Source organism: Bifidobacterium sp. 7101 (assembly GCF_000499285.1).
Classification (GTDB): Bacteria; Actinomycetota; Actinomycetes; order Actinomycetales; family Bifidobacteriaceae; genus Bombiscardovia; species Bombiscardovia apis_A.
Genome location: NZ_AWUN01000002.1, coordinates 397,353 through 411,880, shown reverse-complemented (window position 1 = coordinate 411,880; position 14,528 = coordinate 397,353). Strand labels below are relative to the sequence as shown.

The 14,528-nt window shown below is 58.3% G+C and carries 11 protein-coding genes and 1 pseudogene; 7 read left to right on the top strand and 5 right to left on the bottom strand.

Annotated elements, in window-relative coordinates; all coding sequences use genetic code 11:
- Positions 1-5: 5 nt before the first annotated feature.
- Complete coding sequence (locus P272_RS0104305; protein WP_044097750.1) at positions 6-1,250, top strand: glycoside hydrolase family 1 protein; 1,245 nt, start codon at positions 6-8, stop codon at positions 1,248-1,250.
- A 181-nt stretch (positions 1,251-1,431) separates the two neighbouring features.
- Here P272_RS0104305 and P272_RS0104300 read toward each other — a convergent pair whose 3' ends face one another.
- From P272_RS0104300 to P272_RS0104280, 5 genes are all read right to left on the bottom strand, one after another.
- Positions 1,432-2,325, bottom strand: coding sequence for a 3-hydroxyacyl-CoA dehydrogenase (locus P272_RS0104300; protein WP_029678322.1), 894 nt, complete (start codon positions 2,323-2,325; stop codon positions 1,432-1,434).
- A gap of 100 nt (positions 2,326-2,425) precedes the next feature.
- The gene (locus P272_RS0104295; protein WP_029678321.1) at positions 2,426-3,319 is read right to left on the bottom strand and encodes a 3-hydroxyacyl-CoA dehydrogenase; all 894 of its coding nucleotides are present in this window, start codon (positions 3,317-3,319) and stop codon (positions 2,426-2,428) included.
- A 279-nt stretch (positions 3,320-3,598) separates the two neighbouring features.
- Positions 3,599-3,994 carry a VOC family protein gene (locus P272_RS0104290; RefSeq protein ID WP_029678320.1) on the bottom strand — a complete coding sequence of 132 codons (396 nt, stop codon included), beginning with the start codon at positions 3,992-3,994 and terminating at the stop codon, positions 3,599-3,601.
- A gap of 241 nt (positions 3,995-4,235) precedes the next feature.
- Positions 4,236-6,305: a glycoside hydrolase family 31 protein gene (locus P272_RS0104285; RefSeq protein ID WP_029678319.1), complete on the bottom strand. Its 2,070-nt coding sequence runs from the start codon at positions 6,303-6,305 to the stop codon at positions 4,236-4,238.
- 365 nt (positions 6,306-6,670) lie between these two features.
- Entirely contained in the window at positions 6,671-8,542 is a 1,872-nt protein-coding gene (locus P272_RS0104280) for a PfkB family carbohydrate kinase (RefSeq protein ID WP_029678318.1), read from the bottom strand.
- Between the two features lie 251 nt (positions 8,543-8,793).
- Here P272_RS0104280 and P272_RS0104275 point away from each other — a divergent pair.
- The 6 genes and pseudogenes from P272_RS0104275 to P272_RS0104250 all read left to right on the top strand — a co-directional run.
- Positions 8,794-9,438, top strand: a pseudogene (locus tag P272_RS0104275) (ECF transporter S component); the annotation flags it as partial.
- A gap of 152 nt (positions 9,439-9,590) precedes the next feature.
- On the top strand, positions 9,591-10,409 hold the full coding sequence (locus P272_RS0104270) for an energy-coupling factor transporter transmembrane component T (RefSeq protein ID WP_029678316.1): 819 nt from the start codon (positions 9,591-9,593) through the stop codon (positions 10,407-10,409).
- Entirely contained in the window at positions 10,406-11,251 is an 846-nt protein-coding gene (locus P272_RS0104265) for an energy-coupling factor ABC transporter ATP-binding protein (protein WP_029678315.1), read from the top strand. The genes P272_RS0104270 and P272_RS0104265 overlap by 4 nt, the downstream gene beginning before the upstream one ends.
- A complete protein-coding gene (locus P272_RS0104260; protein WP_029678314.1) occupies positions 11,251-12,069 on the top strand; it encodes an energy-coupling factor ABC transporter ATP-binding protein in 819 nt (272 codons plus the stop codon). The genes P272_RS0104265 and P272_RS0104260 overlap by 1 nt, the downstream gene beginning before the upstream one ends.
- Positions 12,070-12,103: 34 nt before the next feature.
- The gene (locus P272_RS0104255; RefSeq protein ID WP_029678312.1) at positions 12,104-13,027 is read left to right on the top strand and encodes a nucleoside hydrolase; all 924 of its coding nucleotides are present in this window, start codon (positions 12,104-12,106) and stop codon (positions 13,025-13,027) included.
- Positions 13,028-13,067: 40 nt separating this feature from the next.
- The gene (locus P272_RS0104250) at positions 13,068-14,516 is read left to right on the top strand and encodes an MFS transporter (protein WP_015022602.1); all 1,449 of its coding nucleotides are present in this window, start codon (positions 13,068-13,070) and stop codon (positions 14,514-14,516) included.
- The last annotated feature ends 12 nt before the right edge of the window (positions 14,517-14,528 follow it).

Here is a 14,528-nt window from a genome sequence, read left to right as displayed (position 1 = left end):
TTACCATGACAGCAATCCTGCCTGATCATTTTCTGTGGGGGGCCTCTACGGCCGGCCATCAGGTGGACGGAGGTGACACCGCTGCCGATACCACCTTCCTGGAGAGCGTTTCTCCCTCGGTATTCAAGGAGCCAGCTGGGGAGGCCTGCAAGAGTTGGGAACGATGGGCCGACGACCTGGATCTGATTAAGGGGATGGGACTCAACTCCTACCGCTTCTCAGTCGAGTGGGCGCGGATTGAGCCCGAGGAGGGCAATGTCGACCAGGATGCCCTGGATCATTATGATCGTATGGTGGACGGGTGCCTGGAGCGTGGGATTGCTCCCGCAATCACCCTCTGCCACTTCACGATTCCTAGCTGGTTCGCGGCCAAGGGAGGATGGCTCAATCATGACGCTCCTGACATGTTCGCTGATGAGTGCGTTCGTGTCCTGGATCGGATTGGAGACCGGGTGGCCTTGGCCGTCACATTCAATGAGCCTGATTTGCCCAGGATCCTGGACAACGGGAGCTTGCCCAAGGAGGCGGTGGATCTTCAGCGCGCATGCATTAACGCGGCCACTAAGAAGGCCGGTGTGAAACGGTACCGTTCAGGCAATGTGGTCATTCCTGAAGAGGTGACCCAGTTGGAGTTCGGCTTCATACGCGCCCATCGTGCTGCCGTGCAGGCTGTACGCTCGGTCCGTCCCGAATTGCCAGTGGGCCTCTCCCTGGCTGTAATTGACGAAAGCTATAGGACTGAGGAGGGTAAGAAGTTGGCCTTGGCCAAGCGTCGGTCCTGCTATGGTCCCTGGGTCGAGGCCGTCCAGGGAGATGATTTCGTCGGCGTCCAGAACTATGAGCGTGAGATATTCGGCGACGATGGCCCTATCCCGGCTCAGCCGGGCGAGGAGGTTAACGAGACCGGTACTGCCCTCCACCCGGAGTCGCTGGTCAATGCCGTCAATTACATCCATCATCTGACGGGCTTGCCTGTTGTTGTCACTGAGCATGGTGTCTCCACGCAGGATGATGAGCTGCGGTGCCGCTTCCTCAAAGCGTCCATACCGCCCCTGGTTGAACTCGTCCGTGAGGGTGTTCCGGTCCTCGGCTACTTCCACTGGTCACTTCTGGACAACTATGAGTGGATCAGTGCCTTTGACGTCCACTTTGGCCTTTGCTCAGTGGACCGTGAGCATGGTACCTTCGATCGCACTCCCAAGAAGAGTGCCGGGGTTTACCGCGACATCGTGACCAACACTGTCATCTGAAACCAGGATCTGACCGTGCGACATGTTGTATGGCGGTCCGGAGATTTCTAATAAGTGACCCCAGCGGATTCCGTGAAAGGAGTTCGCTGGGGTCATTCAATTTTCGTCGGACTACAGTTCAGTGACCAATCGCCTTTTCTCTGGCCGACCGTCTAGATAGCTGTATTCCTGCCGTACCTTGTCAGGCCTTCAGGAAGTTAGGATCAGCAAAGGCGGGGTTCGGATAGGTGTAGAAGCCTTGTCCGGAGTCCTTGCCGGTCTTGCCCTCGTCCATCATCTTCTGGATCTTATCCATGAAGGGCTTGAAGTCAGGGTTGTCGCCCTGCTGCTCCTTGGTGATGTTGAAGGCGGTCCGCAGCCCCACAACGTCAAAGATAGCGAAGGGTCCCATGGGGGCGCCAGTGCCGATCATCCAGGTCTTATCCACGGTCTCCGGGTCTGCAATGTCGTGGCCCCAGAGGTGGGCAGCGGCGTTGAGCAGGGGGATGAGAAGGGTGTTCAGGACGTATCCTGGCTGCTCCTTCTTCAGGACGATGGGAACCATGCCGATTTCCTTGGCATAGTCCACGATCTCGTTGAAGACCTTGGGGTCGGTCTGCTCGGAGCCCATGATCTCTGCGGTATTGTTCAGCCAGACCTGGTTGGCGAAGTGCATGTTCAGGAACTTGTCCGGCCTGCCCGTGTCGGGTGCGAAGGTGCTGGGCACGTAGGTGGAGGAGTTGCTGGTGAAGATGGTGTCCTCGGGCGCCAGCTTGGCCAGGCTCTGGTAGAAGTCATGTTTGATGGAGGGCTTCTCGGGAACGGCTTCGATGACCAGGTCAGCGTTCTTGACAGCCTCGGCCATGTCGGCGGTAAAGGACATGTTGTTCAGTCCGGCATCGAACTGCTCATCAGTTGCGTTGATGTCGTGCTTGTAGGAATCGCGCAGGTTCTTGACGCGCTCCTCTGCAGCCGCAACAGCTTGGTCGTTGATGTCGTAGATCGTTACTTTCTTGCCTTTGAAGGCTGACTGATAGGCGATCTGGCTACCAAGCACCCCACCGCCGGCAACCGTGACATTATGAATGTTCGTCATAGAAACCTCTTTCATTCGTGGTATCCATCCTTGGATACGCTCTTCCATAGTAGAGCCAGGTCTTGGACGGGCCTGGCCCACAGATGTGGTAGACAGACGATCAGGCCTTGAGGAAGTCCTTATCCTTGTAACGCGGGTTCGGATAGTCGTAGAATCCGTGGCCTGCATCACTGCCGGTCTTCCCCTCGTCGAGCATCTTCCGGACCTTCTCCAGGAAGGGCTTGAAGCCGGGGTCGTCGCCTTTCTGCTCCTCGATGATGTTGTAGATGGTCCGCAGGCCGACCGCGTCATAGGCGCCGAAGGGGCCAACTGGCGAGCCAGTGCCGATCATCCAAGTCTTGTCGATGGTTTCAGGGTCTGCTATATCGTTGCCCCAGAGGTAGCCGGCATCCTCCAGGAAGGGAACCAGCAGGCTGTTCAGGATGTATCCGGGCTGCTCTTTATGGAGAGGGATGGGGACCATGCCGATTTCCTTGGCATAGTCCACAATCTCGTTGAAGATGTCGGGGTCGGTCTGGTCGGAACCCATAACCTCGGCGGTATTCATGCGCCATACGTGATTGGCGAAGTGGAGGCAGAGGAACTTGGCCGGACGACCGGTGTCTGCAGCATAGGCGCTGGGCACGTATGTGGAGGAGTTGCTGGCGAAGATGGTCTTCTCGGGAGCTACCTTGGCCAGGCTCTGGTAGAAGTTGTGTTTGATGGAGGGCTTCTCGGGGACGGCTTCGATGACCAGATCGGCGTTCTTGACGGCTTCAGCCAGGTCTGCGCTGTAGCTCAGGTTATTCAGACCAGCATCGAACTGCTCGTCGGTGGCGTTGATGTCCCGCTTGTAGAGGTCGCGACGGTTCTTGATCCGCTGCTCCGCCGCTGCAATGGCCTCATCGTTGATGTCGTAGACAGTGACTTTCTTGCCCTTGAATGCTGATTGGAAGGCGATCTGGCTGCCCAGCACCCCGCCGCCGGCCACCGTGACATTCTCAATGTTCGTCATGAGAAACTTCTTTCATTTTCGGGCGCCCCGCATTGGACGCAATGCTCATTTTAGTGGAGAGACACGGGTCGAATAGAGAGGGGTTTTGTGTCAAAAACGGCGATTTTCCAAGACAATTCGAGTGAATTCAGTTCCTTGACGGTTGCAGATAAATATGTCTCATTACTCACATGGGATTGGCGCGTATGGAGCGGCTTTGCCCGAGCAACGTATTATGCAGTCGCTGCATACGCAATTCGCACGTCTCGTCCTGTCTTCTCGCAGCCTGGCGGATGGCATTCAGAGAATCTGGCAGAACTCGATGGTCTCCTGGTTGGGACCAATGACGTTGAAGTAGCGGATTCCGTGCTGCCAGAAGGTGGGAATGGACTGGATGGAGTCCTCTCTGATGTTCAACCCCATCTCCAGGGCATGCTCGTAAGCAGCATCGATGTCCGGCGCGTCCAATGCCCAGTGGTTGATGGCCCCGGTGCGCATGGGCGCAGGCTCGCCCTCCCAGGTTTCGATGGTCAGATGTCCCAGACGCAGAAAGGCGCAGCGATTCTCTCCGTTGGGGTAGATGCCGACCAGCTCGAACCCGAGTTTGTCGGTGTAGAAGTCGATGGTCTCGTCCAGATCGCGGGCGACCATGCCCGAGTGCTGCAGGTCCTTGGCATAGTCCGACATTGGTCTCATGCTGGCCGCTCCTTTGGTGCCCTTATGTTGCGATGCTTCCTTACATCTACTCTAGGCTGTGGTGCACTCGAAGATGGAGTGAGATAAAAAGAGCAACCAACTTCGTAGTTTGAATTTTCAGAAGCCTACATCGCTCTGCTTGGAGGTTCAACGAAACTGGGAATGGGATGGGTCATGTCTTGATTGACTAAGAAGTCGGGTCAGGACGAGCGGTCCTGACCCGATGCGAATGACGGATATATCAGAGTATGCCCAGCAGCTCGTGGTTTCTGCCGTCCCTGGCGAATACCGGCAGGGTATCCAGCGGGGCTTTTGCGGTGATCGTCTTACCCCCGTCGTGCATCTCCCCGTCGCGAAGATCCTGCCACTGCGTAGTCGCGTCCCCAGGCAGGTAGACCTGTCGAGATCTGGCTCCTTCCTCTGTCACTGGAGCTACCAGCAAATCAGGTCCGAGCATATACTCGTCGGCGATGTCGGAGGCAGCGTCGTCATGGGGGAATTCGTAGAACAGCCCCCTGATGAGCGGCTGCCCATCCTCATGCGCTTGAGCGAATAGCTCACGCAGATAAGGGCGAAGATGCTCTCGGATCTTGATGAACTTGATATAGATGTCTTCGACGGACTTTCCATAGCTCCACGGTTCATTGCTCGCCCCGGACGGTAACCGCCGTTCGCCTCGCGCTGTAGTGACAGCGGTCTCGGTGCTTCCGTCGGGGTGATGCTGGCTACGCGCACCATGGTTGCGCATGACGGGCGAGAAGCAGGAGAATTGCGCCCACCGCAACAGCAGTTCACGGAATGTGGGATCGTCGATATCGCCACCGTGGAAGCCGCCAAGGTCGGTGGTGAACCAAGGAATGCCGGCCATTCCCATATGGATAGCACAGGTGATTTGTGCTCTGAACGCCTCGAAGGTGGATGCCACATCGCCCGACCATACAAGAGCCCCGTATTGTTGGGATCCGGCCCATGCGCATCTGGTGAGGTTGACGATTTGCCCCTGGCGTCCGTATGCCAGCTGTCCCTCGTAGAATCCCTTGTTGTATTCCCGCGGATACAGATTGGCTGTTTGCTGAGCAGGACCAGCCCAATAGCGGTAATTGCCGAAATCGTAAGTGCCATACTCTGGTTCGGCCTCATCCAGCCAGAAGGCATCGACGCCGACATCGGCGTAGTGCTCACGGCATTTCTCCCATACATATTGGCGGGCTCGAGGGTTGGTGGCATCAAAGAATTGGCTGGGTTCCTCGAACATCATGCCGATGTCTTCGCCGTGGTCTGCTCGTACCAGCAGATTCTTGGCTTTCATCTCTGGATAGTTTTCAGAAGTCAGTGCTATCTGCGGCCAGACTGACACCATGAGTCGGATTCCCATCTTGTGCAATTCGTTGCTCATGCTGACGGGATCTGGCCAGAATTCGTCTTCGAATCTGAAATCACCCATGTGAGGCCAATGGAAGAAGTCGATGACAATGAGGTCCAGAGGGATGTTGCGCTTTTTGAACTCTCTGGCAACCTCCAGCAGTTGATCCTGGTTCCAATAGCGAAGCTTACTCTGCCAAAATCCAAGACCCCATTCAGGCATTTGAGGGGCATGACCGGTAGCATCTGCGTAGTGGGCCATAATTGAGCGATAATCGGCACCGGCTGTAATCCAATAATCAATCTGCCGAGTGCTGTCCGCCGACCATTGGGTCTTATTCTTCCCGAAACTGACGGATCCAACAGCCGGATTGTTCCATAGGAATCCGTATCCGCAGCTGGAGACGACGAAGGGTATGGAGATTTGCGAGTTCCTATGGGCCAGTTCGAGCGTGCAGCCTTTCAGATTCATGATGTTCTGTTGATATTCACCCATGCCATACAGACGTTCGTTTTCCGGAGGCACGAATGTCACCTTGACCTGGTGGTCGCCTCCCACGATGGGAGCGAAAGAACGCGCTCTTAAATTCAGGGAGCCGCCATCGTTCATCTCGCTGAAGAGCGGCGTACCGTCGGTGCGCCAAAAGCTGAGCAGGCACTTGTCGGTATAGCCGTTACCTGTGTCAATGCCGCCCGAGGCCTGCGCCTTGACAATGAGAGACCCGTTGATTATGGTGGCCTGTCCCTGCTGGTCATCGATGCTTATGTGCACTGCATCGGCAGGCTCGTGGTGATCGTGTAAAAGCGCCCAGTCCGGATCTTCGGGTTCGTGCATGAGCGAGGATCGGACGCGTATGGAATCTGATCCCCAGGGCTCGATGCGAAGGTATTCACCGTTGCCTGTCCACTTCAGGGCTTGGCCGTCGGTAGTAAATGTTGAATGCTGCATTGATTCGGTACCCTTTCAACTGGTTGATTCACCTTTGAGATCAGTCCTTTATCGCACCTGCTGCAACTCCCGGAATGACATATTCCTGTGCGACCATCTGCAGTATTGCGGTTGGCGCCGAAGTCGGAACTGTTGCGGCTATCAATGGCCCCCATTCCTGATTCTGTGCCTTATAAAATTATAAAGGCCCATAGTGAGGAACGCATGTGGCCCTGTCGGAATCCAGCGTTGAGGCAAACATGAAGTCGGACCATGCCGGCGAATGGGACAGCTGCTGTGGAATTCGTAGTGATCAGAGTGGGGATGGGCTCCAAAAGGCCGTGGACGATCACAACCTTCCGGCCGTATGCATGTGCCTGGACCGCTCAGTCGATCAGGCCCTCCAGCTGGCGGCGGTTGATCAGGGAGGGGATGACGCCTTCGTGGGCGACGCTGAAGCCGGCGGCCAGATTGGCAATATGAGCGGCTTTGTCCAAGGGGGATCCGCTGCACAGATAGGAGGCCAGGGCGCTGATGAAAGCATCGCTGGCGCCGGTGTCGTCGATCGTTCGGGTTTCGTGGGCTGGGAAGTCCTTGTGCCCGCGGGCAGTGACCAGGGTGCAGCCGCGCTCGCCCAGGGTGATGATGACCTTGCCCACCCCGCCGTCGATGAACCGTTTCGCCTTATCAACCACGGATCCTGGTCCTGGTATCAGGGTGTTCAGCTCGTTCAGATTCGGGATCAGGATGTCGATTGAAGCCAGTAGGTCTTCAGGCAGGTGGTCACAGGATGACGGTTTGACGATGGTGGTGGCCTGGTGGCGCTTGGCTGTTCTGCAGGCCTCAATGACGGTGTCCATGGGGATCTCTGTCTGGATCAGGCAGTAGCCGGTGTTCCGGAAGATCTGATCGCGCTCGCTGATGTCGTCCGGGGTCAGAAATTCGTTGGCGCCCGCCACAAGGGAGATCATCGACTCGCCCTTGCTGTCGACGAAGATGTAGGCTTTGCCCGTATCCGCCCCGCTGACTCTGTGCACACCAGTGGCATCCACATGGGCTTGCCTCATGGTTTTGTAGATGTAGTCAGCGGCCGGATCGCTGCCGACATTGCCAATCAGGGAAACCTGATGCTGTAGCCTGGCCACGCCTACGGCCTGGTTGGTGGCCTTGCCCCCCGGTGTGGAGGCGAAGTTTCTGGTCGTGGTGGTCATGCCCGCCTTGGGCAGGCTGGGGGCGGTCAGGTAGGTGTCCACGTTGATGCTGCCGACCACTACGATCTTCTTACATTGCTGATCCGGGGGCTGGCCGACGGTCTTCTCGCCGTCCAGGGCGAAGACATGATCGAAGGTCTCGCTCGGATGGGATTCATGCTCAATGGCGTGGATGATCCGTCGGCACAGGTAGGCGCCGAAGTCGGCGTTACGCATGACGTAGGACGATATCTCCGGGCTGCCAGGGTAGCGCAGGTGCACGTTGGTGTCGTTCATCAGGGAGACCAGGGAAAGGTCTTGGGGCAGGCGGTAATGCATGGATTCGGCGAATTGGAGGAATTCCAAGGCATGGTGGTAGTGGGATGCCACGACTCCCGTGACCTGCCGGTTTTCCAGGACTTGGGTCAGGTCTTCGCCGATGGTTTCCAGGACCATGTCGGTGTGGTATTGCAGGTTGTGGTCGAACAAGCAACGACGATAACCATGCAGGAAGCTCCGGGTCCGTCTGCCCGGCGAGAGCAGACAGGCGATGCTGGTGTGGTTGCGCTTAATCAGCTCTTCAGTAAGACTGTAGGCAGCCTCCTCGTAGGGCATGAGCGCGGTCCGGTCGTCTCCCAGGGGTCCAATGGTCAGTTCGGGAATCCCTCCTGCCTTGATCCTGCTTTTCAAGGCCAGGCTTGCGTGGTCGATTGGCTCCCAGACCAAGCCATCCACCCGATGCTCCAAGGCGGCCAGAATGTTGCGCTCCTCCTGGTCGTGATTGCCGTAGCTGTTGAAGACCAGGGTGCCGTACCCCGACTTTTGAGCCTGCTGGATGATCCCGTCCAAGGTGGAGTCCATGGAGATGGATGAGCTCAGCAGGACCCCGATTCTCCATGTGGTGGTGTTGGGCTTTGAGGATCCATAGGGCGTGTAGTGGTACTTCCTGACCAGTTCAAGGACCTTGTCGCGCGTGGCGGCTGTGATGCTGGCATCCTTGTGATTCACAATTTTGGAGACCGTCGATGTGGATACGCCAGCAAGCTGAGCAATGTCCTTGATGTTCATGGGGTTTCCTGTCCTCCTCATCTCTGACGCTCCGGCGAACGGCTCTGTCGACCTGTTGGATCTAGCGAATCAAGCTTACCTGAGAGATGGTCGTCGGAGGTTTCGCATTTGACACCCCATGCGGCTGTTGATAGTCTCTGTCAATGAAAGTTGTTTACTAAAGTGGTTTCTCAAAGCGGTGATGCGGATCTGGCTGTGAGCGACGGCCATCTGCAGAAATCGACATTCAAGGACCAAAGGCGGTACGGATTATGAGCGCGCGATCGTTGTGGAGAGGGATCACAGCGCAGTTCTCGACAAAATCCTTGGTGCTGATACCCATCGCGGTGGGCATCAACCTCATCGGTGGTACCCTGAGCTCCGCCCTCAAACTGCCGCTCTTCCTGGATATGATCGGCACCACGGTCATCGCCTGCCTGTCTGGTCCCTGGGTGGCTGCCTTATGCGGACTGCTGACCAACGTTTTCCTCGCCTTGGTGGCCAACCCGGTCTATCTGCCCTATGCGCTCTCCAGCGTTCTGTGCGGTCTGGTGATCGGCTACATGGTCAAGGCCGGGCTCTTCAAACGGATATGGGGAGTCGTCCTGGTCTGGCTGGCCTGTGCCCTGGTCAACACGGTCACCGCCTCTCTGATCACCGTGTTCGTCTACGGGGGCGCCACCGGAGTCAACGGCACCTCGGTCCTCACAGCTGCACTGGTGGTGGCTGTGAAGAACATCGTCATCTCTGTGCTCTCCTCATCCATGCTGGAGAATTTGATCGATAAGGGGATCACCGTTCTGATCGCTTATGTGATAGTGCGTCGAATCCCCAAGCGCTTCCTGAGCCAGTACGCCCTGGACGGCAGCAAGGACCAGGATGATCTGGACGATTTGGATGACCTGGATGAGGATGAAGACAAGGAAGAGCGCGAAGTTGCTGGAGTGCCCAGTCGGGAGAGTTCAGTACGGCGGGGGGAGATTGACAGCGCAGCAGAATCTGATGGTGGCACATCGACAGGCGACCCGGCGGACTTGGACCGTGGTCGTACCCAAAGGTCTGAACGCTGATGCCTGGTCCTGCGTCGAACGGCATTCCTGATTCCCTGCTGGCCCGTATGCATCCCATGGCCAAGATCGCCGGTGTGTGCTCCTTGGGCCTGGCGACCTTGGTCTGGCCGGACTTTACCCTTGGCCTGGGAATCATCGTCGTGCTCTTCATTGCAGCGGTTCTGGGACGGGTGCTCCGGCCCTTCTCCGGCGTGATGCTCGGGTTCGGCATCCCCGTTACGCTCATGCTGCTGTTCATTCAGGGGTGCTACAGCCCGAGGAATACCAAGGTTATTCTCGACCTGGGATTCGCCCAACTGGGCCTTGAAGGCAGCCTCTATGCGGCCAAAATCGTAGTAACCCTTCTGGTCTTCCTGGGGTCCTTCTACCTGACCAATAAAACCACCTACATGGGTCGCCTGGTTGCGGCTCTGACACAGATTGGCGTTCCGTCGAAGATTGGCTACCTGATCCTGGCCAGTCTGAATGTGGTCCCGCAGATGCAGCGCAGGATTGCGGTCATCGAACAGTCCCAGCATGCACGTGGCTTGGAGACTGGCGGCGGCTTGATTTCCCGGGCGCGGGCTTTCCTGCCCCTGCTTGGACCGGTGGTGCTTTCCTCCCTGACGGATTCACAGGAGCGCGGAATGACCCTGGAGACCCGCGGATTCGGCATCCGAGGGGTGCGGCAGACCAGCTACCTTGAGGTGGTCTGGCGGCGCAGTGACACCGTGATGACCATCCTGTTCACAGTTTTTCTGGTGCTGGCCCTGGTGCTCTGCTGCCTCTCGCGCGCAGGTCTGATCACCTTGGCCATCCAGTGGGGAGGCCGGGCATGACCGAGGTCATACGGGTAGAGGACTTCTCTTTCAGATACCGTGATGCCGATCGGACCACCTTGAAGCGGGTGAGCTTCAGCGTGGAGCAGGGCAGCTTCTTCTGCATTGTCGGGGCCAATGGGTCGGGCAAGTCGACCCTTTGTAACGCCCTGGTCGGTCTGATTCCGCACTATTTCGTAGGCAAATCCAAGGGAAGTGTCAGCATCGAAGGCAGGGACGTAGCCAGTTCGACTATTGCCGATCTGTCCAGACACGTGGGCCTGGTCTTTCAGAATCCCTTCAATCAGCTTTCCTATACGGCCGGGACCGTGGCCGAGGAACTGGCCTTCGGGCTGGGCAATCATGGGGTTTCACGTGAAACCATGCATGCCAAGGTGGCCCGGGTGGCGGCTCTTATGCATATCGAGGATCTGCTCGACAAGAATCCCCTGGAGCTTTCCGGTGGACAGGTGCAGCGGGTTGCCCTTGGCTCGACCTTGATCATGGAGCCGGACATCCTGGTTCTGGACGAATGCACGGCCCAGCTGGATCCGCTTGGCAGCGAGGAGATCTTCGACATCGTCAAGCGGCTCAACCAGAAGGGGATCACCGTAGTCATGGTCGATCACGATATGGAGCGGGTCGCCCGATGCGCCGATCAGGTCATGGTCCTGGGCGCTGGTCGGGTTCGTGCCCTGGGTGCACCCGAGGAGGTCTTCACCGATCCTGAGGTCGAGAAATGGGGGATTGACATACCGGATTATGTCAAGCTCGGCAGGGGTCTGAAGGACGCAGGCTTTGATCTGTCGGATCTGCCCGTGCGCGAGGACCAGGCGGTGCGCATGATTCGGGAGACGCTGTGATGAGGATTGACCTGGAGCATCTGGAGTACATCTATCCGCATGGTCATCGTGCCCTGGACGGAGTGGATCTGACTCTCGAGGGTGACCGGCCCGTGGCGCTGATCGGTCAGAATGGCGCTGGCAAGACTACCCTGGCCAAGCATCTGAACGGCATCCTGAGACCGACCAGTGGTCGGATCCTGATTGACGGTGTCGATCTGGCGACGGCGGACACGGCCCAGTGGGCTGGGAAGGTGGGGTACGTTTTTCAGAATCCCGACGATCAGCTCTTTCTGGACAGTGTGCGCAAGGAATTCGAATTCGGTCCCCGGCAGCTTGGGTTCGATCAGGATCTGATAGGGCGACGTATGGAGCAGGTGGCCGGGTTGGTGGGCCTGGCGGACCGGCTGGACGATCATCCTTTCGACCTGAGCCCCACCGAGAAGAAGTTCTGCGCCATCGGCTCCGTCCTGATGATGGATACGGGTGCCGTGGTTTTCGACGAGCCCACATGCGGGCAGGACAAGGCCGGCAATGATCGGCTGGCTGCCATCATCGCCCGTCTGCGGGATCAAGGCAAGCTCTGCATCACGATTTCCCACGACATGAAGTTCGTCACCCGCAACTTCCCCAGAGTCGTGCTCATGCAGCATGGCCGGGTCCTACTGGATGGCAGCCGCGAGGAGGTCTTCGCCCGGGAGGATGTGCTCAAGCAGGCCTATGTGACGCCTCCGCCCATCACCCGGGTGGCCCGGCAGGTCGGTTTGGAGGGCCCGGTTTTCACCGTTTCCGGCTTTGTTGATGCAGTCCGGCGGGCCAAAGCGGGGGCAGGAATTTGAGTTTGGATACGACAAGAGCAAAAGGAGTGAAGCAATGACCAGACCACTGATCATCGACACGGACCCTGGCATCGATGATGCTGCGGCCATTACGATGCTGGTCGACGAGCCCAGCTTCGACATCAGGTTGATAGCCTCGGTGTCCGGCAATGTGGGCATCGGCCACACCACCAACAATGCCCTGAAGCTGCTGACCTTCCTGGGCAGGCGCATCCCCGTGGCCCGTGGCGCGGCGGCTCCGCTCATGCGTGACAACAGGTTCGCCACCGAAGCCCACGGCAAGTCAGGGATGGGGTCATTCGTCTTTCCTGAGCCGGACGCCAGCCTGCTGACCGAGAACAATGCGGTCCTGGAGGAGCGGCGGGTGTTGCTGGAGAGCGATGAGCCAGTCACCATCCTGACCCTGGGCCCTCTGACCAACATCGCCCTGCTGCTGGCCACCTTCCCGGAGGTCAAGGACCACATCGACCGGATCGTCATGATGGGAGGCTCCACCGGGCGCGGCAACATCGGTGTCTACGGCGAGTTCAACATCTCCGTCGATCCTGAGGCTGCCAAGATGGTCTTCCGCAGCGGACTGCCTGTGACCATGGTCGGCCTGGACATCGGTCGCAAGGCCCATCTGGTCGCCGGCGACCTGGACGATCTGGACGCAACCGGCGAAGTGGGCGGCATGGTCGCATCCCTCTTCCGGTCCTACGATGGCGGGCACATTGAGGAGGGGATCAAGATGTATGACCCTTCGGCCGCCATGGTCCTGCTCCAGCCCGACCTGTTCACCATGCGCCAGGCCTTTGTGGATGTCGAGATCTCCAGCCCACTCACCCTGGGTGCCACAGTGGTCGATTACGACGGCATCCTGAGTGACAAGACCAACACCAGCGTCTGCGTGGACGTGGATGTGGATGGATTCCGCTCCGCCTTTGTCGACAGGGTCGGCCGGGTCCAGCGCCAGTAGCTTCCGCATTGAGAAGAACCGAAAGGAAACTAAGGAAAAAATGAGTGAGTCAACTGTCTCCGAGGAGCAGAAGAACGGCATACCCGTTCCCGAGGAGGGGACTCCCGAGTTCGCGAAAATGAACAAGATGGCCCGCGTGGCCATCCCGGTGGTCCTGATCATCTTCACCCTGGGCGTGCTCCAGCAGCAGGCCTTCGGCATGATCTACGTGAACATCGGCAAGCAGCTCAACCAGGCCAATCTGGCTCCGCTGATCACCTCACTGCCCGGCATCATCCTGGGAATCGTCTGCGTCATCTACGGCTCCCTGGGCGATTTCGTCTCCCTGAAGAAGATGATGATCCTGGGCACGATCGTCTTCGTTCTGGGGTCGATTCTGGGGTGCTTCGGCACCTTCAGCATCTGGATCGTCATCGCCGCCCGTGTGGTGCAGTCGGCCGGCTGGCAGGTTTCCGGATCCATCTTCCTGGTTCTGGTCTCCAAGTATGTGGAGAAGAAGAAGCGCGTGCTTTGGTACGGTGTCTTCGTCGCGGTCTTCCGCTTCGCCGCTGCTCTGGGTGTCTTCCTGGCCGGCTACATGACCCTGCTTGACTGGCGTTGGCTCTTCGGCGTGGGCATCCTGGCCGTCTTCTTCATTCCCGTCCTGGCCAAGAACCTGCCCGACCAGCATGCCGCTGGCGTCAAGATCGACGGAATCGGCTTCACCCTGATCGGACTGTTCGCCGCTTCGGTGACCATGTTCTTCACCGACATCAACTGGGGCTGGGGCATTGCCTGCATCGTGACCCTGGTGGCCTTCCTGGTCTATGTCAACAAGGCCAGCAACCCCTTCATCACTCCGAAGATGCTGACCAACCCGGCCTTCGCCATGACCATGACCGTCATCTTCGTCGGCTACTTCTTCAGCTACACCCTGAACGCGGGCGTCAACGCCATTGGTCTGAACGTCTACGGCATCGACTCCTCCAAGGTCTCCAACCTGCTGGTCTGGTCCATCATCCTGGCCGGCATCATGGGATTCGCGGCCGGGCCGATCATCCAGAAGATCGGGCGCAAGGCTTCGGTCATCCTGGCTCTGGCCTGCATGGGCGGCGGCCTGATCGCCATTGCCTTCCTGATCCCCGCCGGCAAGATCTGGGCCCTGGCTGTGGCGCCCTGCATCTACTACTTCGGCACCTCCTTCTTCTACCAGCCCATCGTTGACACCGCGACCCTGACCGTGGCTCCTGAGGAGTCCGGCCGTGTGCTCGGCTTCAACGACCTCCTGCAGGCCATCACCGGCTCTGTCGGCGTCGCCCTCTTCGGGCAGCTCATGGCCAACGGATCCATGGGTTCGGGCAGCCTGGCCGGCACCGCGCAGGGCCTGGCTTCGACCTACGCCAATGTCTTCATGATCGGTGGCGTCATCATCCTGCTGGGCCTGGTGCTCTTCATCTGCTCCATGAAGATGATCTACAGCCACTCCCGCGTGGCTGAGGACGAGGACTGATCTTCCGAGCTA